General features: G+C 63.9%; 19 protein-coding genes and 1 other RNA gene. 16 read left to right on the top strand and 4 right to left on the bottom strand.

What is annotated here, in order from left to right:
• Positions 1–117: 117 nt before the first annotated feature.
• The 16 genes from ACPUD7_RS15885 (at position 118) to ACPUD7_RS15810 (ending at position 14620) form a co-directional block, all read left to right on the top strand.
• Complete coding sequence (locus ACPUD7_RS15885; RefSeq protein ID WP_425120447.1) at positions 118–1344, top strand: globin domain-containing protein; 1227 nt, start codon at positions 118–120, stop codon at positions 1342–1344.
• 182 nt (positions 1345–1526) lie between these two features.
• Complete coding sequence (prfB, locus tag ACPUD7_RS15880; RefSeq protein WP_135541478.1) at positions 1527–2651, top strand: peptide chain release factor 2; 1125 nt, start codon at positions 1527–1529, stop codon at positions 2649–2651.
• Between the two features lie 162 nt (positions 2652–2813).
• Entirely contained in the window at positions 2814–3503 is a 690-nt protein-coding gene (gene ftsE, locus ACPUD7_RS15875) for a cell division ATP-binding protein FtsE (protein ID WP_135541476.1), read from the top strand.
• Complete coding sequence (ftsX, locus tag ACPUD7_RS15870) at positions 3500–4414, top strand: permease-like cell division protein FtsX (protein WP_135541474.1); 915 nt, start codon at positions 3500–3502, stop codon at positions 4412–4414. The genes ftsE and ftsX overlap by 4 nt, the downstream gene beginning before the upstream one ends.
• 1 nt (position 4415) lies before the next feature.
• Positions 4416–5645, top strand: coding sequence for a peptidoglycan DD-metalloendopeptidase family protein (locus ACPUD7_RS15865; RefSeq protein ID WP_425120446.1), 1230 nt, complete (start codon positions 4416–4418; stop codon positions 5643–5645).
• Between the two features lie 193 nt (positions 5646–5838).
• Complete coding sequence (gene smpB, locus ACPUD7_RS15860) at positions 5839–6309, top strand: SsrA-binding protein SmpB (RefSeq protein WP_135541470.1); 471 nt, start codon at positions 5839–5841, stop codon at positions 6307–6309.
• Between the two features lie 201 nt (positions 6310–6510).
• Positions 6511–6887, top strand: a transfer-messenger RNA (tmRNA) gene (gene ssrA, locus ACPUD7_RS15855).
• Between the two features lie 111 nt (positions 6888–6998).
• On the top strand, positions 6999–7181 hold the full coding sequence (locus tag ACPUD7_RS15850) for a hypothetical protein (protein ID WP_425120445.1): 183 nt from the start codon (positions 6999–7001) through the stop codon (positions 7179–7181).
• 85 nt (positions 7182–7266) lie between these two features.
• Positions 7267–8178, top strand: coding sequence for an ABC transporter ATP-binding protein (locus ACPUD7_RS15845; protein WP_425120444.1), 912 nt, complete (start codon positions 7267–7269; stop codon positions 8176–8178).
• Complete coding sequence (locus tag ACPUD7_RS15840; RefSeq protein ID WP_425120443.1) at positions 8175–8918, top strand: ABC transporter permease; 744 nt, start codon at positions 8175–8177, stop codon at positions 8916–8918. Before ACPUD7_RS15845 ends, ACPUD7_RS15840 begins: the two co-directional genes overlap by 4 nt.
• A 352-nt stretch (positions 8919–9270) precedes the next feature.
• Positions 9271–9825 (top strand): hypothetical protein, encoded by a 555-nt coding sequence (locus ACPUD7_RS15835; protein WP_425120442.1) that lies wholly within the window; start codon positions 9271–9273, stop codon positions 9823–9825.
• 31 nt (positions 9826–9856) lie between these two features.
• Entirely contained in the window at positions 9857–10942 is a 1086-nt protein-coding gene (locus tag ACPUD7_RS15830; protein WP_425120441.1) for a sensor histidine kinase, read from the top strand.
• Positions 10939–11580 carry a response regulator transcription factor gene (locus ACPUD7_RS15825; RefSeq protein ID WP_135541467.1) on the top strand — a complete coding sequence of 214 codons (642 nt, stop codon included), beginning with the start codon at positions 10939–10941 and terminating at the stop codon, positions 11578–11580. Before ACPUD7_RS15830 ends, ACPUD7_RS15825 begins: the two co-directional genes overlap by 4 nt.
• 68 nt (positions 11581–11648) lie before the next feature.
• The gene (locus ACPUD7_RS15820) at positions 11649–12671 is read left to right on the top strand and encodes a DUF418 domain-containing protein (RefSeq protein ID WP_425120440.1); all 1023 of its coding nucleotides are present in this window, start codon (positions 11649–11651) and stop codon (positions 12669–12671) included.
• A 409-nt stretch (positions 12672–13080) separates the two neighbouring features.
• Positions 13081–14169, top strand: a complete 1089-nt coding sequence (locus ACPUD7_RS15815) for a type I restriction endonuclease (protein ID WP_425120439.1) — start codon at positions 13081–13083, stop codon at positions 14167–14169.
• 199 nt (positions 14170–14368) lie between these two features.
• A complete protein-coding gene (locus ACPUD7_RS15810; protein ID WP_425120438.1) occupies positions 14369–14620 on the top strand; it encodes a hypothetical protein in 252 nt (83 codons plus the stop codon).
• 59 nt (positions 14621–14679) lie between these two features.
• On the opposite strand, the gene ACPUD7_RS15805 is transcribed toward ACPUD7_RS15810, so the two are convergent.
• The 4 genes from ACPUD7_RS15805 to speB form a co-directional block, all read right to left on the bottom strand.
• Positions 14680–16332: a thiamine pyrophosphate-binding protein gene (locus ACPUD7_RS15805; RefSeq protein WP_425120437.1), complete on the bottom strand. Its 1653-nt coding sequence runs from the start codon at positions 16330–16332 to the stop codon at positions 14680–14682.
• A gap of 323 nt (positions 16333–16655) precedes the next feature.
• Positions 16656–18098 (bottom strand): sodium:solute symporter, encoded by a 1443-nt coding sequence (locus ACPUD7_RS15800; protein WP_425120436.1) that lies wholly within the window; start codon positions 18096–18098, stop codon positions 16656–16658.
• Between the two features lie 25 nt (positions 18099–18123).
• The gene (locus tag ACPUD7_RS15795) at positions 18124–19776 is read right to left on the bottom strand and encodes a thiamine pyrophosphate-binding protein (protein ID WP_425120453.1); all 1653 of its coding nucleotides are present in this window, start codon (positions 19774–19776) and stop codon (positions 18124–18126) included.
• A gap of 2 nt (positions 19777–19778) precedes the next feature.
• Positions 19779–20789 carry an agmatinase gene (gene speB / locus ACPUD7_RS15790; protein ID WP_135541459.1) on the bottom strand — a complete coding sequence of 337 codons (1011 nt, stop codon included), beginning with the start codon at positions 20787–20789 and terminating at the stop codon, positions 19779–19781.
• Positions 20790–20812 lie beyond the last annotated feature (23 nt).

Here is a 20812-nt window from a genome sequence, read left to right as displayed (position 1 = left end):
CTACAACGTGTAGAAAACATTCTACGCGCGGTAGTACGGTCGAAACTGCAAGAAGAACAGCGACCTGGAAAGGCCGTTCCCGCTGCGCGGCGCACGGGCGCCGCAAAAGGAGCTGAAGTGATCTCCCAACCCGCTCTCGCCATCGTCAGGGACACCCTGCCCGTCATCGGATCCGCGATCGGTGACATCACCCCGATCTTCTACGACCGGATGTTCACCGCCCGTCCCGACCTGCTGCGCGACCTGTTCAACCGAGGCAACCAGGCCCAGGGTGAGCAGCAGAAGGCCCTGGCAGGGGCGATCGCGGCCTATGCCAGTCTGCTCGTGTCCGAGGATGCCCCGAACATCGATGCGATGATGAGCCGGATCGCGAACAAACACGCCTCCCTGGGCATCACCGAAGACCAGTACCCGATCGTCTACGAGCACCTCTTCGCCGCCATCGGTGAGGTCCTCGGCGAGGCGGCCACCCCCGAGGTCGTCGACGCCTGGACCGAGGTCTACTGGGACATGGCGAACACTCTCATCGCCGCCGAGCGCGATCTCTACGCCCGGCACGAGGTGGACCCGGGCGAAGTCTGGTCAGAACTCGTCGTCGTCCGCCGTCGCCAGGAGTCCCCGCAGACCGTCAGCCTCGTCCTCGCCCGCCCCGATGGGGAGGTCCTGCCGCAGGCCCGTCCCGGACAGTACATCTCCGTCCAGGTGCAGCTGCCCGACGGCGCCCGCCAGATCCGGCAGTACAGCCTCACCCGGGCGACCTCGCGGGTGTCCTGGACTGTGACGATCAAGGCCGAACCCGGCCGCACCGAGGCCGGCATCCCCGCAGGCGAGGTCTCGAACTTCATCCACGGCAACGTCTTCGAAGGCGACGGGCTGCGCTGCTCCCTGCCGTACGGCGACCTCGTCGTCGAACAGGCCGAGGCCCCGCTGCTGCTCGTCTCCGCCGGCATCGGCTGCACCCCGATCCTCGGTGCCCTCAACGACCTCGTGTCCAAGGAGTCCCAGCGTGAGGTCACGGTCCTCCACGCCGACCAGTCCATGGCCACTCACGCCCACCGGCAGGAGATGGCGCAGCTGGTCGGTCAGCTGCCCGGGGCCCGAATGCATCACTGGTACGAACAGCTGGGTGCCCGGACGGCGACCGAGACCGTCCACGAAGGGTTCATCGACCTCACCGAGGTGAGCGTGCCCGCCGACGCGCAGGTCTACCTGTGCGGCCCGCCCCCGTTCATGCGCGCCGTGCGCCGCGGACTCGACGACCTTGACGTGCCCGAGGACAACATCCACTTCGAGGTCTTCGGCCCCGACACCTGGGCCACGGTTCCCGAACTCGTTCCCGCCTGAGGCGGGCTGGTATCCGGCTCGGGTCAGGCAGGTGTTCTGCCCGGGTCGGGCCCGTCCCCGCGCGGGCGGGCTCATCCCCGGTGAGCCGGGGGATTCGACGGATGCGCGCCGAGGTGGCCCCGCCTCGGCGCGCATCCCTCGATTGAGGGCGGGGCGCGGGCATGCTTTAGAATCGAGTCATTATGGCCACCACTGATTACCCTTCTGAAATCGCCAACCTCCGCCAGACGTACAAAGCGATTCTCGACGTGTCCGACCTGGAGAATCTGCGTGACGAGGTCTCTGAGCTCACGGAGGAGGCGTCTTCGCCGACTTTCTGGGACGACCCGGACTCGGCGCAGAAGACCTCGGCCAAGCTCTCCCACAGGCAGGGCACCCTGGAGAAGCTCGAGAAGTTCGGTGAGCGCATCGACGACGCCGAACTGCTCGTCGAGATGTCCCAGGACGAAGGCGACGCGGACTCCCTTGCAGAGGCCGACCGTGACATCAAGAAGCTCCACGATCAGCTGGCCGAACTCGAGATCTCGACGCTGCTCAACCACGAATACGACGAACGTTCCGCTGTGGTGACCGTGCGCTCGGGCGCCGGCGGCGACGATGCCACCGATTGGGCGCAGACGCTCACGCGGATGTACGTGAGGTGGGCGGAGAACCGCGGCTACAACGTCCAGGAACTCGACACCTCCTATGCTGAGGGCGCAGGCATCAAGTCGGCGACGATCCAGATCAACGCCCCCTACGCCTACGGCACCCTGTCCGTCGAAGCCGGCACCCACCGTCTCGTGCGCATCAGCCCCTTCGACAACCAGGGCCGACGCCAGACCTCGTTCGCCGCTGTCGAAGTGGTCCCGCTCATCGAGTCGACCGACCATATCGACATCGACGAGAACGACCTGCGCATCGACGTCTACCGGTCCTCGGGCCCGGGCGGTCAGTCGGTGAACACGACGGACTCCGCCGTGCGCATCACCCACGTTCCCACCGGTGTGGTCGTGAGCATGCAGAACGAGAAGTCCCAGATCCAGAACCGTGAAGCCGCGATGCGCGTCCTCCAGTCGCGTCTTCTCGAGCGCAAGCGCCAGGAAGAGGCCGCGCAGAAGAAGGAGCTCGCCGGCGACATCAAGGCCAGCTGGGGCGACCAGATGCGCTCCTACGTCACGCACCCGTACCAGATGGTCAAGGATCTGCGCACCGGGTATGAGGTCAACAACCCCTCGGCGGTCTTCGACGGCGACCTCGACGGGCTCATCGAAGCCGGCATCCGCTGGCGCAAGGAACAGGAGATGGCCGAAGAGGCCGACGCCTGACCTTCTGGCGGTCAGCCTCCTCGGCGAGGTCGGCCGTCTCATTGCGGTGACTGTGAACTTCATTCGGATCGCAACACACGCCCGGCCGCCTCCCCGAACATCACGGAACTGTTACGTACAGTGGAACCGGCCGAGCCACCCGCGACATGATTGAAGACGAACTTGATCAGATTCGACTCCGTTTCGAAGTCTTACGACTCACGCTCCCGCAAGGCACTCGACGAGATCTCGTTCGAAGCTGACCGTGGGGAGTTCGTGTTCCTCGTCGGCGCATCCGGTTCGGGAAAATCGACGGTCATCCGGCTGATCCTGCGAGAAGAGGTGCCCACGACCGGACGCATCCACATCGCTGGAAAATCCGTCGTGAAGATGCCCAGCTGGAAGGTGCCCTACCTGCGGCGGGGGATCGGAACCGTGTTCCAGGACTTCCGTCTGCTGCCGAACAAGACCGTCTTCGCCAACGTCGCCTTCGCCCTCCAAGTGATCGGGAAGTCCCGTGCGGCCATGTCGACGCTCGTGCCCGATGTGCTCGAGACCGTGGGCCTGGCCGGCAAGGAGAAGCGGTATCCCAGCGAACTCTCCGGCGGTGAGCAGCAGCGTGTGGCGATCGCCCGCGCCGTGGTCAACAAACCGGGAATCCTGCTCGCCGACGAGCCCACCGGCAACCTCGACCCGACGACGAGTGCCGACATCATGAACGTGCTCGAGAAGATCAACCGCAACGGCACGACCGTGCTCATGGCCACCCATGACGGCGAGATCGTCAACCGGATGCGCAGACGCGTGATCGAACTGCGCGAAGGCACGATCGTCCGTGACGTCGAAGAGGGCACCTACGGAGTCGCCTCATGAGGGCCGGTTTCATCCTCTCCGAGGTGTGGTCGGGCCTGCGGAGGAACTTCTCCATGGTGCTCTCGGTCGTCCTCGTGACTTTCGTGTCCCTGCTCTTCGTCGGTGCCGCGATCCTGCTGCAGATGCAGGTCGGGCAGATGAAGGATTTCTGGTACGACCGCGTGCAGGTCTCCGTGTTTCTGTGCCCGCCGGATTCGGAGGCGACGAACTGCGTCGACGGTGAAGTCACCGGCGATCAGAAGGATCAGATCCGGGCCGAACTCGAAAGCTCCGAACTCGCCCCCTATGTCGACAAGGTCTACTTCGAGGGCAAGTCCGAGGCCTACGACCACTTCCAAGAGCAGTTCAAGGGCACGAGCCTCGAAGGAACCGTGCCCGAGGACGAGATGAGCGAGTCCTTCCGGGTCAAACTCAAGGACGCCGAGAAGTACGACATCATCAAGGAGACGTTCTCCTCGACCCCGGGAGTTGAGGAGGTCGTCGACCAGAATCAGCTGCTCGACCGGCTGTTCGGGGTGCTCAATGTCGCGACCATCGTCGCCGTGGCCATCGCGGGAATCATGCTCATCTGCGCGATGCTCCTCATCGCCACGACCATCCGACTCTCCGCGTTCTCGCGGCGGCGGGAGACGGGAATCATGCGGCTCGTCGGTGCGTCGAACACATTCATCCAGCTGCCGTTCCTGCTCGAGGGCGTCATCGCCTCGGCGATCGGCGCGAGCCTGTCCGCCGGCGCCCTGGGCCTCCTCGTCCACTTCGGTGTCAGCGGTTGGCTGCAGGGGCAGGCGACCGGGTTCAGTCTCATCTCCGGGTGGGACGTCCTCCTCATCGCTCCCGTGCTCATCATCATCGGCGTGCTCATGGCCGGTGCATCTTCGCTGATCACCCTGAACAAGTACACGAAGGTCTGAGATGAGACGCAGACTCGGACTCGCCCTCACCGCGGCCGCGCTTGCGCTGGTCCTACCGGTCACCTCGGCGGTGGCCGATCCGCGCGACGACAAGAGCCAGGTCGACGAGCGGGTCAAGGAGCTCCAGCAGGAGTTCGAGGGTCTCGACAAGGATCTCGCCCGGGTCATCGCCGAACGCGATGCCGCGGAGGAGAAGCTGCCCGACGCCGAGGCGGAATCGAAGGCCGCCGACGATGCGCTGGCCGAGGCGATCGAGAAGGACGAGGACATGGCGGCGCGCCTGACCTCGGCCGAGAACGCGCAGAAGGACCTCAAGGACTCGATCAGATCGGGCACCGAGGAGATCGACAAGCACAAGACCTCGGCCGCGCGGATCGGGCGTCAGGCCTACCAGAACTCGGGCATCACCTCGGATCTGGCGATGCTGCTGCAGATGGCGGAGGGTACGAGCGCCGACGGCGGAATCGGTCGCGTGGATTCGGCGGTGCGGTCCCAGCAGCGCACGATCGACAAGCTCTCCGAACAGCGGGCGCTGAACAAGAACAACGAGGAGCGCCTGTCGGGCGTGACCGAGAAGATCTCCGACCTCAAGGACGAAGCCGCCGAGGCGGTGCTGGCCAAAGAGGCCGCGCAGATCGATGCGAAGAAGAAGGCCGACAGCCTCAACGACCTGATCTCGGCGAAGGACGACGCGGAGAAGACGATCTCCGACAACAAGGACAAGACCGAGAAGCAGCTGGCCGATGAGAAGGCCGAGCAGGACCGCTTGGCGAAGAAGGTCCGCGACTGGGAGAAGGAGCAGGAGAAGAAGGGCAAATTCGTCTTCGGTGACGGCGTCTTGGCCAACCCGGCCAAGGGATACCCGACGACCTCTCCGTTCGGCTACCGCATCCACCCGATCACGGGGGCGAAGAAGCTGCACACCGGCATGGACTTCGGCGTGCCGTGCGGGACCCCGATCCGTGCGGCCGGCGACGGCATCGTCGTCACCTCAGGCTGGACTGGCGGCTACGGCAACCGAGTCGTCATCTCCCACGGCAAGATCAAGGGCAATTCGATCGCGTCGACGTATAACCACAACACGAAGCTCAAGGTCCACGACGGGCAGAAGGTCAAGAAGGGGCAGGTCATCTCGTACTCGGGGACGACCGGCGCCTCGACCGGTTGCCACCTGCACTTCGAGATCATGAAGAACGGCGGCTACGTCGATCCCAAACCCTACATCTTCTGACCCAACTGCTACCCGACGGCGGCGCAGCAACGTGGCGCCACGTTGCTGGGCGCCCGTCGGGTAGTAATTGCGGAGGGGCAGGGGGCTTTCACGGTCGCCGTTCGGTGTGTGAGACGCGACTGCCGATGAGATAGAATGGACGGCTGTGTGCGAATGCGCACACAGAGGCGCAGAAGCAGAGAGGAGGCCGGTCATGCCGAAGGAGACAGGCAAGAAAGTCATTGCGAGGAACCGCAAGGCACGCCACGACTATCACATCGAACACACGTGGGAGGCCGGTCTCGTGCTCACCGGCACCGAGGTGAAGTCGCTGCGCGAAGGCCGGGCATCGCTGACCGACGGGTTCGCGCTCATCTTCCAGAATGAAGCCTGGCTCGAAGGTGTCTACATTCCCGAGTACACCAACGGGACGTGGACGAACCATTCGGCGAGGCGCCGCCGGAAGCTGCTGCTCCACCGTGAGGAGATCCTCAAGCTCTCGCAGAAGGTCAAGGAATCCGGTCGGACTCTGGTTCCGCTTGAGCTCTACTTCGACGGTTCACGGGTCAAGGTCGAAATCGCTCTGGCCAAGGGCAAGCGCGAGTGGGACAAGCGTCAGGCTCTGCGCGAGGCCCAGGACAAGCGCGAAGCCGAGCGTGCGATGAAGGCCAAGCAGTTCCTGTAAAGACTGAGCGGGATTGAGCCGGCGGGTTCGATGCCCGCCATCTCCACCGATCCCATCACCGAGGCGGCCCTGCCGTTGGTCGGTGAAGCTCGGGAATGCAATTGGCCCGGTGTGTGTTGTACGAGTAAGCTGGTGTTCCTGACCAACGCCAGCGACCGCCCCGGCGGGAGAATGAGCTGGTCAGGTTTGGTAACAGAATATGGGGATGATCGGTTTCGACGTTGGACACTGCGTCGGGAGAAGCGGGCCGAGAATGCAGAGTCATCTCGTTAATGTCCTCTGCAAAACAATAGGTGCTAAGTCTAACAACCGCACCGATTTCGCCCTCGCTGCCTGATAAGGCCGAGCTGCGAATCCGTCAGCCTAGAGTTGCTTCCGCTCTAGATCCTGGCGTCGCTTAGGAAGCCACTGCTTCAGATATTCGTTGAGGGTATCTGAGGGACTCTTACTCAACTCCGTTCGTTGGTCCATGTGTTCGTGCCAGGGCCAGAACCTAAGAAACTATTTCACGAACTGCGCCCGGAGAAGTCCTGACAATCTGCCGACGGACGCGGGTTCGATTCCCGCCATCTCCACGCTACAGGCCCTGGGTTCCTTGAGAATCCGGGGCCTTTCCCTTGTGTGAGCGGATCACGGTTGCCAGGCAGTTTCTGATGGATGCGTCAATCGGGTCTCTATGCTGCTGGGCATTGCAGCTGACCGATGGACAGCCGTGGAGCACTGCGGTTGGTACGTTTGTTGCAGGGCTCTCGGTATCCTGGACATGTGACGGACTGTTCGGAGATGGCCTTCGGGTCGACGTGCTCGTCATCGAGCTCGTCCTCATGCTTCTCATGCTGCACCTCGACATCGTCTTGGGCTACCGCGTGTAGCGATCAGTGCGCTGGTCATCCTGTGTGCGGGGCGGACAGCCGCCCCGCACACAGGTCCGCTTGAAAGAAAGGACTATCGAAGAATATGTCAGAATCGCTGGCGATTCGCGTCGCGAACCTCGACGTGACGATCAAGCATAAGAAGATCCTGAAAGAGCTCAACCTGAGCGTTGAGGAGGGGAGCTTCCACGGCATCATCGGTCCCAACGGTGCCGGCAAGACCACACTGTTCGACACTGTTCTCGGCTTCCGTCAGCCTACCTCCGGGAGTGTCTCCCTCCTCGGGCAGAGCCCACACCCGCGCCGCCCAGAGTTGCTGGCCCGGATCGGAGTCCAGCCGCAGAAGACCGCATTCTTCCCGAAGTCCCGGTTGCAGGAGCATTTGCAGGCTGTGGCCGACATCTACGGTGCTCCCCGCACGTCAGTCGAAGCCCTCATCGACGCCCTTGGCCTCGGTTCGGCAGCGAAGACCAAGGTGGAGGACCTCTCGGGCGGAGAGAGCCAACGGCTTGCCGTCGCCTCCGCAATCGTCCATCAGCCAGACATCGTCTTTCTCGATGAACCCACTGCAGGTTTGGACCCGGCCGCTCGGCAGAACCTCGTCCACCTTCTCCAATCGTCCGATGTCCTCGACATGACTACCCTCTACACCACCCATTATCTCGACGAGGCTGAAAGACTCTGCGACACGGTTTCGATCGTCGATGACGGGAGAATACTGCGCACCGCCAGCCCTTCCCGACTCATCGCCGAAGCAAATCTGGGAGCAACAATTTTGCTGCCTGCCGCGCTACACCAAACCGATGCTGTCAAGGGGCTCCCGGGCATTGACGCAGCTCGGGTCACCGGAGACGGGGTAGAGGTCCGCACCCCGGATACCGCCACTGCTTTCGCCTCATTGGCCGAGGCCGGTATCAACACGAGCTCAGCCCAGGTGCACAACGGCCGTCTGGAAGATGTCTACCTTCAGCTGACCGGAAAGGACTATGTCGCATGAACCGCTTCCGTGCAATGTCAAGGATGATGCTGGTCTGCGATCTCCGTGACGCACCCACGCTCATCTTCACGTTCCTCGTACCCGTTGCACTGCTGATCGCATTGGTACTCTCTTTCGGGGATATGCCATCGGCATCCGGAGGGGATTCGGTCAACGAAGTAAGCTCGAACGTTGTCGCCTTCGGCACTGCTTTCGTGGGAATTTTCGCCGGGGCCTCGCACCTAGCGCTGTGGCGGGAGAATGGGATGCTGCGTCTGTTGCGGGCCTTCCCCATTTCTACAGGGACGATTCTGCTGGCTCAAGGCATTGTGGGAGTCATGTTCGCAGTGGCCCAGGCTCTGTTACTCATTGTCATCGGCTCGACACCGTGGTTGGGCATGACTCCGCTGGCCACTGCCCCGGCTGCTCTGGTCCCCATCGTCCTGGGCTATCTGATGTTCTTCTTCCTCGGGGTCCTCATCGGCATACTCGTGCCGTCAATGGCAGGAGTTTCGATGTTGGCGGTCCTCCTCGTCATCCCTCTCGGGTTTGCAGGCGGGGCGATGATGCCGATGGAAGGGTTGCCCGACTGGCTGCAGACTCTGGCTCCCTTCACTCCCATCTACCATCTGCGGGAGGCCGTGACTATGCCGTTGGTAGATGTGGGTGCCTGGAGTGACGTTGGACTGGGTTGCCTCTATCTGATCGGAGTATCCGCGGTGCTGTTCGTTCTCGTCCGTGCTCTGATGCGTTGGAGATGACTAGATGACACTGAACTGGCTACCCCAGCCGCTCGACTGTGGCGTGCGCCCCCCGCAGATGCCCTCTCGGTGAGATCACCGTGGACGAGCACATCCTTGTGAACCAGGTGGCCTCATACTGGGGTCGCCCGGTGGCGAAAAACGGGGACTGATACAAGGACAGGTGACGTCAAACAAGGCGGTGGCTCGAAACGTCTCGGTGATGACGGCGTCAGGGACCGCCACGGGGATCCCGTCGACTGCGATTCTGACCGTTCGGCCGAGCATGACCGGCCGTTCGGCCGAGGCTGCCGAGTCCCCGTTCCGGAAGTATCGATGGTGCAAAGCCATTGACATCCGAAAAGGACACCTTATGAAGAAAGCCATCATCGCTCTCGTCGTCACCTGCTCCCTCATCGCCGGGGTCATCGGCGTCGCAGTCGTCGCGGAGTTCCGTGCCAAGGCCGAACTCGAATCCCAGGTCACCGCCTACCTCGATGACTGCGGTGTCGAGCCCACATCGATCGAGGTCCACGGTCGGCCCTACCTCATCTATGCCGCACAGGATCGGGCCGACCTCACCTATGTCGACACGACTCCGGCGACCGGCACGAACAAAGACCAGCTCCTCGTCCACCGCCTCGTCGACGGGGAGGCCGACCGCCTCACCCGCTTCATCACCTTCGACTACCCCTCCGAGGCCACTCCGATCAAGAACTCCGACGGTTCGTTCTCGGACTCGGCCACAATCGGCGGTACGACGGTGACGTTCTCTGCCGAGAGCGATGGCGCCGCTGTTCGGATGTTCGCCGATGGCCGCGAGGCCGGAGAAGTCAGTCTGTCGCAGTCAGCATCGGTCAGGAACGTCTCCGCCACCGATGACGGAGTCGTCGTCGAACTCGAGTACGCCTCGAGCAGCTGCCGCTGAGTCTGTGCCGATCGGACTAAACTGGGAGCCAATGAGACGACTCATCGCATGGCTGTGGCTGATCCCGGTGCCCCTGGCATTCGGGATCGATCTGCTCACCAGCACGGGGTGGCCGCTGATCGCAGGTGCCGTGCTCCCAGTGGCGGCGGTCCTGCCCATCCTCATCCGCATCCAACTGGGCAGGACATCTGCGCGCATACTAGGGGCGGCCGTCCTCGGGCTGTTCGTCGCCCTCGGCCTCGTGGCCATCGCCGCATCGATGAGCCTGACGGTACTGTGGCTGAGCCTCGTCACCTTGACGATGCTCGGTCGTCTCGGATCAGGGTCGGGCTCGATCGCCCTCATCGCGATCCTCGCCGTCGCGAACATCATCGTCCCCAGTCTGCTGCCCGATGGTCTGCTCTTTGGCCTCGCCTTCACCACCGTCATCATCGTCGCGATCTCGATCGGTCTGATGCTGCGCTTCACCGACCGGTCGTTGGTTGAACGAAAGGCCACCGCCGCCGAGGCGGAACGCCGTCGCATCGCCACCGAACTCCACGATGTCATCGCCCACGAGGTGACCGGGATCGTCGTTCTCGCCCAGGCCGCCGGGCGCAGCGACAATGCGCAGCTGACCTCCACAGCACTGCAGAAGATCGAGGCCTCCGGCACCCGTGCCCTCGAGGAGATCCGACGGCTCGTCTCCGAGACGCGCACCGAGGCGGCATCGCGGACTCCGATCGCCGAGGGGCCGCAGGCGCTGCGCGACCGCGTCGAGGCCTACGGGCAACGAGCACAGATCTCGATCGATACCGGTGAGATCGACGACGAAGCTGTATGGCCGGTGCTCGACCGTGTGCTCGTCGAATCCCTGACCAATGTGCGCCGACATGCCGGCCCCGACGCCCCGGTGACCGTGAGCCTCACGATGAGCGACGAGGCGCCGAAGATACTGCAGATGACCGTGGCCAACGGTCCGGGCTCCGGCGGAATCGGTGCCGGCAGCGGCACGGGACTGAGCAGTCTGCGCACACGGGTGAGCCACCTCGGCGGGTCGATCGATGCCGGAGTCCACGAGGGCGGATGGATGGTCCGCACCCGGTTGCCGCTGACGACGAAGGGAGACGATGGATGATCACAGTCGCCGTGGTCGATGACCAGGAGATGGTGCGGATGGGGTTCTCCCTCATCCTCGACGCCGAGGAGACGATCAGCGTGATCGGGCAGGCCGCCGACGGTGCCGAGGCGATCGACCTCGCCCGACGCGAGACGCCCGATGTCGTCCTCCTCGACATCCGCATGCCGCGACTCGATGGGCTCGCGGCCCTGCCGAAGATCACTCCGTACTCGAAGGTCATCATGGTCACCACGTTCGACGATGATGACTACGTCGATGCCGCACTGGACGGAGGCGCCAGCGGATTCCTACTCAAGGACGCCGGCGCCGACCTCCTCATCGCCGGCGTCAGGGCCGCGGCGAACGGCGACGCGCTCATCTCTCCTTCGCTCACCCTCGACCTGCTCAAACGGCGCCGCTCGACTCCGACCCGACAGACCCATGCCGTCGAGAGACTGAGCGGGCGCGAGATCGAAGTGGCGAAGCTCGTCGCCGACGGGCGGACCAATCAGGAGATCTGTCAAGAACTCTATATCTCGCTCGGCACCGTCAAGACCCACCTCGGCAGCATCCAGAACCGCCTCGAGGCGCGCAACCGGGTCGAGATCGCCGCACGGATGTGGGAATCGGGAGTGATGAATCGGCCGAATGGCTGACCCCTGAGGCTGACTTTCGGCCCCACGGCCGATGCCACAGACACCGCCGAACACCGACGATGGATGTCATGAACACACAACTGACACAATCAGCCCGCCCGGCAACCCGCCGCCGAATCGTCGCCCTCGACGTCATCCGCGGCTTCGCCCTCTGCGGCATCCTCCTGGTCAACCTGCCGCCCATGCTCCAATTGGGCGCCATCGACGCCCACGGTGACCCGCTGGGCTTCTACCGGTTCTACGAGGACTTCGTGCAGAACCGCTTCTTCCCGATCTTCTCCTTCCTCTTCGGAATCGGGTTCGGGCTGATGTGGCTGACCGCCTCCGAGCGCAGTCCGCGGCCTCGGCTGGCGCTGCTCCGCCGTTTCCTCTTCCTCGCAGTCATCGGACTCCTCCATCAGTTCCTGCAGCCGGGGGAGGCTCTACTGCCCTACGCCCTCGCCGGAATCGTCGTCCTCCTGCCCTCGACGTGGATTCCCGTCCGAGTGCTCGCACCGATCACTTCGGTCCTCGGCGGCATTCTCTTGGCCGTCGGCATCCTCACCGGGGGAGGCCCCGCACTGATCCCCGGGCTCTTCCTCCTCGGCTTCGCGATCGGCTGGAGCGGATTCCTCCACTCGGTCCTCCGCCACCCCGGCCGCCTGGCTCTCGTGGGAGCCGGTGCAGTGGTCATCTCGATCATCGGGTTCGCGGTCACGGACTACGTGACCCGTCAGGCCAACCAGTGGATCAACGCCGGCCTGGGGATCGCCATGGCACTGACCTATATCGTCGTCGTCCTGCTGCTCCTGCGGACCCCCGCCGAGGTGGTGCTGCACCGAGTGCTCTCCCCGCTGGGTCGGATGGCACTGAGCAACTATGTCGGAGCCACAATCCTCATCATCGCCGTCCGCACGTTCCTGCCCGACCTCAGCCGCTTCGACTCCCAGGGAGGCTATGTTGCAGGCCTGGTCGTCTGCCTGGGAATCCTCGCTCTGCAGGTCGTGATCTCAAGCCTGTGGCTGCGTCGCTTCGGCCAAGGCCCGCTGGAGAAGCTGTGGCGGACCGTCACATGGGGGTCTGCCGGACGTTCGAGCAGCCAGCGCGCCTGACAGCCCATTGCCGCGCTCGGGACAATATCGCGGCCAAGTCGGATTTTCGTCCGCGGGCACGTGCAACGTGCCCGCGAACGGGAGCGCGCAACCCGAGAAAGCCCAGGGAGCGGATACCGCGACTTCGAGGACATTTATCTCAAAATCATATCGTTTATAAGAACTGTAGTGAGGTTTTGAGGCAAGTGGACTGAAGGCGATTAGTATGGCGACTGTTGACGCCGTCATCAGCAACGTCGAGATGATTGTCTACCCTGCTCAGGCTGCGTGCTGACAGGGTGGTATGCGAAATGAAAATTATTGCTCGACTCAATGCGGGCGCCGGTGAGAGATCGGTATCAATATGATGAAGAGATCTCATCCGCACCTTTTTGTGCCGACAAGCGGGTAAGTGCGGAGGAAATGAGTCTTGGCGGATATTGCTGATCAACTGAAGATCCTGGCGACCAAGCTGGAGCGGACGAGAAATGATCTCAGTACTGAGGAAGCTACGAAAACGACATTGATCATGCCGTTCATCCAGAGCGTCTTGGGGTTTGATGTCTTCGATGGCACAGAGGTCATCCCAGAGTTCATCGCGGATGTTGGTATGAAGAAGGGCGAGAAGGTTGATTTCGCCATCGTCAACGATGATGAAATTGCCATTCTCATCGAGTGCAAGAAGGTCGGTGAACCGCTCAGTCTTGAGAACGCCGCACAGCTGTTCCGGTACTTCACCGTAACTACTGCACGCATCGCGGTGCTCACTAATGGCAACGAGTACCGGTTCTACACGGATTTGGACGCTCCGAACAAGATGGATTCGCAGCCGTTCCTGGAGCTTCGGATGGACGACCTTGACGGGAGCCTCTTCCCTGAACTCGAAAAGCTGCGCAAATCGAATTTCGATCTGGAATCTGTCCTGTCGGCTGCTGAGGAACTCAAATATGTGTCAGCGGCGAAACGGGAGTTTGCCGCTGAGTCGCGCGAGCTTTCCTACGATATGGCTAGTGTGTTTCTCCCGAGAATCTACAGCGGACGGTTGACGGCGAAGATCCGCGAACAGCTCACTCCCTTGGTTGCGAAGGGGTATGCCCAGTTCATCTCCGATCAGGTCAACTATCGACTCCAGACGGCACTGGGCGGCTCTCAACGCTTCGAGACATCTCCATCTTCGAGTGAGGAAGAGTCCGCGTCTGATGAGCCATTGGCGCCAAGAAACAGCGACATTGTGACCACGGTCGACGAAATCCAGGGACATCTGATCGTTCGGGCCATCTTGAGCCGAGAATACGATCCGACTCGAGTCACGCTGAGAGACACGAAGTCCTATTGCGGAATCCTCATGGACGACAACAACAGAAAACCGATTTGCCGGTTCCACTTCGACAACCCAGATAACCTGAGAATAGGACTGTTGGACGAAGAGAAGAATGTCACCCTCCACCGACTCAACGGTCTGCCGGAGATCTACCAGCATACAAATGCACTGTTGGAGGCGGCAGCACGTTACGCGTGACGGAACGCGGTGCCGCAGACCTGCTGAGTGGTGCAGCACTGCGTTCCTGCATTCGGGGGATGCGGAATCACAGCTCGGCCGAGCTCACGAATTCACGCGGATGACCTCTTCCTGATATGGAGTGATGACGGTCCCGGAGATCCGCCGGTGCACAGAGATTCGGAACCCAAGCCGTGACCGGCTCCTGCCCTAAGCTGGCATGACTATGAGAAAGGTCGTCCTCCGATATCTCCTTCCACCGATCATCGGCGCGATTTGCGCTGGTGGCCTCTACCTGGTCATGACGTTGCTCGGGATCAACCTCTTCACGAACAAGAGCGGTACCTCGGGTGGCTTGCTCTCGAACGAGACCTTCAGCTGGGCACAGCTCGCCATGTACATGGCCATCGGGTGTGCGGCAGGCACGTTTCCCCTGATCGGCAGCAAGCGCAGACGCGAAGATGATTCGTAGAACACCAGGCTCGGATGTCCCGAGCCAGGGGCGGATGGACAATCGCCGCTCGGCCGAGCTCACGAGTTCACGCGGATGACCTCTTCCTGATAGGGAGCGATGACGGCCCCGGAGATCCGCAGGTCGAGGACGAGGAACTTCCTCTCTTCGACCGGGGTCGTCTTCCAAGCGTCGATGACGTCGAGATCGGCCAGCGACCGAACCTCGACTCCGTGGCCACCAGCGGCTGTCGCCAGTGCCGCAAAATCGATCTCGTCGATGAGCATCGGGGACTTCTCGAGCCCCTTGAGCCCATAGAGGTTGACCTCGGCTCCATAGGCGGCATCGTTGAAGACCACAGCCAGTCCGCGGCCTCCCGCTGAGCGAACCGCCGTATCGAGATCCGACAGGGCCATGGCGCCACCGCCATCGCCGGTGGCCAGCACGACCGTCGACTCCGGGTTCGCGCGGGCGGCACCGGCGACGCTGTGCCAGCCTAAGCCGATCGACTGGAATGCGGTCCCGACCATGGCCAGACGATCAGGCGCGCTGGGCTCCCAGAACATGTTCGCCCAGCCGAGGAAATGACCACCGTCGGAGACGATGACCCGGTCCTCGGGCAGCAGCTCTCCCAAACGAGCGGCGGCGGCGCGAGGATCGAGCCGACCATCCTCGGCGAATTCCGTGCCGGCGTCGTAGACGCGGTCGGCGGTCGTGTCGACATCCGTCCTCCACCCCGCAGCGACGGCACCGCGGGCCTTCACTCGCGACACGAGTTCAGCTGCGGCCAGCTTCGCATCGCTGCGGATGAAACCGCTGACGCGGGAATTCGTCGCACGATCATCCGTGTCGATCTGCCACACGGCGGTGGACGGGGCGAACAGCTCACCGAAGCGCATGGTGAACTGGTTGAGTGAGGCTCCGAAGACCACGGCGACATCGGCCTCGCGGATTCTCTCCATCGCAGCCGGGGCACCGAAGCCTCCGGCCACGCCGAGGTCGAACTCGGCATCCGGGAACAGGTTGCGCCCCAAGGCCGTGGTCGTCGTCAGCGCCCTCGTGGCAGCGGCCAGCGCACCGAGTGCGTCTTCAGCCCCAGCCAACCAGGCGCCTCGACCGGCGAGGAGGACCGGGCGTTTCGCCTCGGCGAGTTCGGCGGCAAGACGATCGAGGGAGATCTGCGCGAACTCGCTCGTCGGTGCCAGGGCGGCAGCCCGGCCGGGTCCGGGGACCGAGGGGATATCGCCGATGTCGAGAGTCGCCACGTCATAGGGGATCGCGAGGACGACGGGAACCCGGTAGGTCAGAGCATGCTCGATCGCGGTGATGGTCGCTGCCGCAGCATCGACTCGGCCGACGGTGTAGGTGCGCACACCCACCGCCGAGGCCATGGCGACCTGGTCGACGTCCCATGGGCGGGGTCCGGAGGTCGGCTCATCACCGACGACGAGGACGAGCGGCACCTTCGCCTGCGCCGCCTCGGCCAGGGCCGTGAGCGTGTTCGTGAACCCGGCGCCGTAGGTCGTCGTGGCCGCCGCGATCCGACCGGAGGTCCGGAAGTGTGCATCGGCGGCGACGACCGCGCCGGCTTCGTGGCGGACAGCGGTGTAATGCGCCGAGGTGGAGGTGAGGAGGGCATCGAGGAAATAGGCATTGCCGTTGCCCATGAGTCCGAAGACCTCATCGATGTGCTGAGTGAGAGTGGTGGCGACATGCGCCGAGGTATGAGCCATGGAAGACCTTTCGCGGATGAGATATGGAAGAACGATCCATATGTGTCTCACACGCGGTTCTTCGCGGCTTCGTGCTCCTTTTTCGAGCACCGGCTGTCGGCATCAACCGGATCCGACGGTGAAGCCGGCCTGACTTCTCGAATATAGGCGACAACCGGTTGGTCGTCCAAGTCCGCCGGCACCGTGCCGTCGAAAAACGCACGGAGCGCCGAGACACACATGCACACCGGTGTTTTTCGGCGCTGCGTGCGTGTCTCGGCGCTGGGACCCCTTGGGCCCCTGGGGCGCTTGGGGCGCCGAGGGCGCCCGGGGCGCGAGCGCCCTCAGCGGTTGATGCGCTCCCTCCACGCCGTCATGATCTCCGGCGAAGTCGGCTTCGAGGCGAACGAGCCGACGAGGTAGCCGATGAGCGAGGCGATGAGCCCGAGGTAGATCGCCTCGTTGGCGTAGATGCCCATCGTGATCATGATGACGATCGTGGTCAGCGCACCGAGGATCATGCCCGCCATCACTCCGACGATCGTGCCGCGCTTGAACACGAGCCCGCCGAGGATCGGGATGAACAGGCCCGCCACCAGCAGGTTGTAGGCCACCGTCAGCGCTTCGACGACGCTGGGCATGATCATCGCGAGCACGAGGGTGACGACGCCGAGGCCGATGAGGTAGAAGCGCGAATCGCGGATCTCGTCCCCGGTCTCGCGCACGAGGGTCTTCGCGATCCCCGAATCGGGATCGACGTCCCGCTTGGCCAGCAGCGGTTCGACGATGTCCTGACGGCACACGGTGGAGGCGGCCATGAGGGAGCCCGATGCCGTCGACATCATCGCCGCCAGTGCCGCGGCGAGGACGAACCCGCCCATCAGCGGCGACATCGCGGCATCGACGACGGCGACGAAGACATCGTCCTGAACCTCGATGCCGGGCACGATCTTCGTTGCCGCCATGCCGACCAGCGCCCCGGCCAGAGCGTAGAGCAGGCAGTAGACGCCGGCGGAGAATCCACCCCACCGGGCCACACCCGGGCTGCGTGCGGTGAACACGCGCTGCCAGATGTCCTGTCCGATGAGCAGACCGAGGGTGTAGATGAGGATGTAGCCGATGATCGCCTGCCAACCGATGCCCACCGGTGAGGTGTGCGAGGCGGGCAGACTGGAGAACAGCTCACCGATTCCGCCCGACCTGCTCAGCACGATCGGCAGCATGATGAGGAAGATGCCGATGGTCTGGATGAAGAACTGGACGAAGTCGGTCAAGGTGATCGACCACATGCCGCCGAGCATCGAGTAGAGGATGACGATGCCGCCGCCGATGAGCACCGACCAGAACTTGTTGAGGTCGAACAGGGCATGGAAGACCGTCGCATAGGCGACGGTCGACGTCGTCGAGATCATCAGCCCATAGGCGGTCATGATCGCGCCGGAGACCAGCCGCGAACCCTTCCCGTACCGCAGTTCGAGCATCTGGGAGACCGTGTAGATCTCCAGCTTCTGAATCCGTGGCGCGAACAGCAGGGAGAGGACGATGATGCCCAGTCCGATGCTGAAGACCAGCCACATTCCCGACAGCCCGGACGTGTAGCCCAGGCCCACGCCGCCGATCGTCGAGGCGCCGCCGAGGACGACCGCGGACATGGTTCCCGTGTACAGCCAACCGCCGAGGCGACGGCCGGCGACGAGGAAATCGTCCTGGTTCTTCGCCTTGAAACGGCCCCAGACGCCGAATCCCACCATGGCGGCGAGATAGATGATGACGACCAATGAGTCCACTGTGACTCCTTCGATGGTGGCCGGCTCAGCAGCCGACGGTGATGTGGATGACGGTGGGCAGATCGCGCTCGATCGCCTCGGCGACGGCAGTCGGAAGCTGTTCGTCGATGACCGATTCGGCCAGCTTCACTCCGGCCCCGCCCATGGATTCGCCGAGCTTGGCGAAGTCGGGGCGGGCGAGGCGGACGGCGAACGGTTCCATGTCCCGCTCGACCATCTGTCCCTCGATCTCCGCGTACCCGCCGTTGTCGACGATGACGAAGGGGATGCCCAGGCCCAGCTCGGCCGCGGTCATGAACTCCTGGATCGAGAACATCGCCGCGCCATCGCCGAGGATGCAGGTGACCGGACGCGTGCGATCGGCGAGTTTCGCGCCGATCGCGGCAGGGATCCCGTACCCGAGGGTGGCGAATCCGGGCATGTAGAGCAGCTGGTCAGGGGTGCGCGCAGTCAGCGCGTGCACCGTCCCGTCATAGGTGACCTGCGAGGAGTCGCCGGCGATGACGACGCCCGGACCCGCACCCTCCTCGACGAGGCGGGTGACCCGGGCCCCGATCGTGGCGAAGTCGAAATCGGCACCCCAGCTCTCCCGGATCCGGGAGACTCGGTCGGCGCCGGATTCCCTCGCCGAGGTGGCCGCAGCCTCCCCGTGGCCGAGCGCGGTCAGGAGCGCGGTGAGGAACTCCGAGGCATCCGCGCAGGCGAGGATGTCTCCGGGCAGGTTCTTGTTGAGCTGGTCGGGGTCGATATCGCAGCGGATGACGGTCTGATCAGCCGTTTCATCACGGACGCCGATCGTGGTCTGAGCGCCGATGGCTCCGCCCCACAGGTCGGAGTCGGCCAGCTCCGAGCCGAACACGATGAGGACATCGGCGGCAGCGGATTCGGCCTGCACACTGGGGAAGCGGACGTTCGAACCGAGTGAGAGCGGATGCTCCTCCGGCAGGATGCCCTTGCCGTTGGCCGTCGTCGCCACCGGAGCGTCGAGGGCTTCGACGAAGGCACACACCTGAGCGTGAGCACGCCTGGCTCCGCCACCTGCGATGACGAGCGGACGCTGGGAGGCACGGATCGCCTCGGCGGCGCGGGCGACGACATGCTCATCGAGTCCCGGACGGTGACCGGAGAAGGGCACCGGCACGTGGCCGTTCCACGCGCCCTCGAGCACATCGAGGGGAACCTCGATGTGGACGGGACCGGGCCGGGCGGAGTCGAACATGGCGAACGCCTCGGCGACGGCCTGCGCCGCGCCCTCGGCCGTGCGGGTGCGTTGGGAGGACACGAGGAGGCGGTTGAGCGCCCCCGACGAGTCTTTCGTCTCATGGAGCATCCCGACATCGGCGCGTTCGAACCCGGTGGGCACACCGGGGGAGAGGATGAGCATCGGGCGGGATTCGGCGTAGGCGGTCGCCGCCGCCGTGACGACGTTCGTCAGGCCAGGACCCGAGGTCGTGATGATGACCCCGGGTTTGCCCGAGACGAGGAAGTACCCGTCGGCACCGTAGCCGGCTCCCTGCTCGTGGCGGGGTGTCACGGCGCGGATCCCGAACTCCGGCAGGTGCCGGTAGAACTCGAGATTGTGGGTGCCGGGGATGCCGAAGATCGTATCGACACCATGGGCGGCCAGTGTCGCGACCACTGCGCGACCGCCGTTGCGGAAGTTCTGCCCCTGGTCCATCGTCACTGTCCGAGCGCTTCGCCGGCGGGGCCCGTGGGCTCGGCGATGCCGTTGTTCTCTGCCGCCCACAGCGACAGCACTTCGTAGCCGACGTGGGCGGCGGCCAGGCCCGTGATCTCGGCATGATCGTAGGCGGGAGCGACTTCGACGACCTCGGCGCCGACGACGTTGAGTCCCTGGAGTCCGCGGATCGAGTTGAGCAGCTCCCGGCTCGTCATGCCTCCGGCCTCGGGGGTGCCGGTGCCCGGTGCGGCGGCCGGATCGAGGACGTCGATGTCGACGGAGAGGTAGACGGGGGCATCACCGAGGCGTTTGCGCATCCGAGCGACGACGTCCTGGACGGAGGTGAACTGGTACTCGTCGCTGCGGATGATCTGGAAGCCGAGCACTTCGTCGTCTTCGAGGTCCTTCTTCCCGTAGAGGGGTCCGCGGATGCCGATGTGCATGCAGGACTCGAGGTCGAGCAGGCCCTCTTCGCTGGCACGACGGAATGGGGTGCCGTGCGTATAGGGGGCACCGAAGTACGTGTCCCAGGTGTCGAGGTGGGCATCGAAGTGGAGGACGGCGATCTTCCCGTGCGTCTTGTGCAGGGAGCGCAGGTTGGGCAGGGCCAGGGTGTGGTCACCGCCGAGGGTGAGCAGTTTGGCTCCGTCGGCGCGCATCTGGTCGGCATTGGCCTCGACCGTGGTGATGGCCTCTTCGATGTCGAAGGGGTTGACGCCGAGGTCACCGCAGTCGGCGACCTGCTGCCAGGTGAAGGGATGAACGTTCGTGGCCTGGTTGTAGGGGCGCAGCAGCTTCGAGGACTGACGGATGTGTGCGGGTCCGAAGCGGGCACCGGGACGGTAGCTGACACCGGCGTCGAAGGGGATGCCGATGACCTTGACGTCGATCTTCTCGCCCGGGCGCGCCGCTTCGACCTCGTCGATGCGCGGCAGCAGTCCGAAGGTCGGGGGACCGGCGTACCGGGGTGTCTTGCTGTAGTCGGCGGGGCCGAGCGGTTGAGACGTCACTGGCTTCTCCTTCGTCGTGGGGC

The organism is Brevibacterium sp. FAM 24630, assembly GCF_049804075.1.
In the GTDB taxonomy this organism is placed as follows: domain Bacteria; phylum Actinomycetota; class Actinomycetes; order Actinomycetales; family Brevibacteriaceae; genus Brevibacterium.
Note: the sequence above shows the minus strand (reverse complement) of the source record. Positions and strands in the feature narration are given on the sequence as shown.

What these genes read in the sequence shown, in the direction of transcription:
- ACPUD7_RS15840 (WP_425120443.1), top strand. Translation starts at nt 8,175, where the DNA reads ATGAACCGCTTCCGTGCAATGTCAAGGATGATGCTGGTCTGCGATCTC.
- ACPUD7_RS15795 (WP_425120453.1), bottom strand. Translation starts at nt 19,776, where the DNA reads ATGGACCAGGGGCAGAACTTCCGCAACGGCGGTCGCGCAGTGGTCGCG.
- ACPUD7_RS15835 (WP_425120442.1), top strand. Translation starts at nt 9,271, where the DNA reads ATGAAGAAAGCCATCATCGCTCTCGTCGTCACCTGCTCCCTCATCGCC.
- smpB (WP_135541470.1), top strand. Translation starts at nt 5,839, where the DNA reads ATGCCGAAGGAGACAGGCAAGAAAGTCATTGCGAGGAACCGCAAGGCA.
- ACPUD7_RS15805 (WP_425120437.1), bottom strand. Translation starts at nt 16,332, where the DNA reads ATGGCTCATACCTCGGCGCATGTCGCCACCACTCTCACTCAGCACATC.
- ACPUD7_RS15825 (WP_135541467.1), top strand. Translation starts at nt 10,939, where the DNA reads ATGATCACAGTCGCCGTGGTCGATGACCAGGAGATGGTGCGGATGGGG.
- ACPUD7_RS15810 (WP_425120438.1), top strand. Translation starts at nt 14,369, where the DNA reads ATGACTATGAGAAAGGTCGTCCTCCGATATCTCCTTCCACCGATCATC.
- ACPUD7_RS15845 (WP_425120444.1), top strand. Translation starts at nt 7,267, where the DNA reads ATGTCAGAATCGCTGGCGATTCGCGTCGCGAACCTCGACGTGACGATC.
- ftsX (WP_135541474.1), top strand. Translation starts at nt 3,500, where the DNA reads ATGAGGGCCGGTTTCATCCTCTCCGAGGTGTGGTCGGGCCTGCGGAGG.
- ACPUD7_RS15865 (WP_425120446.1), top strand. Translation starts at nt 4,416, where the DNA reads ATGAGACGCAGACTCGGACTCGCCCTCACCGCGGCCGCGCTTGCGCTG.
- ACPUD7_RS15830 (WP_425120441.1), top strand. Translation starts at nt 9,857, where the DNA reads ATGAGACGACTCATCGCATGGCTGTGGCTGATCCCGGTGCCCCTGGCA.
- ACPUD7_RS15820 (WP_425120440.1), top strand. Translation starts at nt 11,649, where the DNA reads ATGAACACACAACTGACACAATCAGCCCGCCCGGCAACCCGCCGCCGA.
- prfB (WP_135541478.1), top strand. Translation starts at nt 1,527, where the DNA reads ATGGCCACCACTGATTACCCTTCTGAAATCGCCAACCTCCGCCAGACG.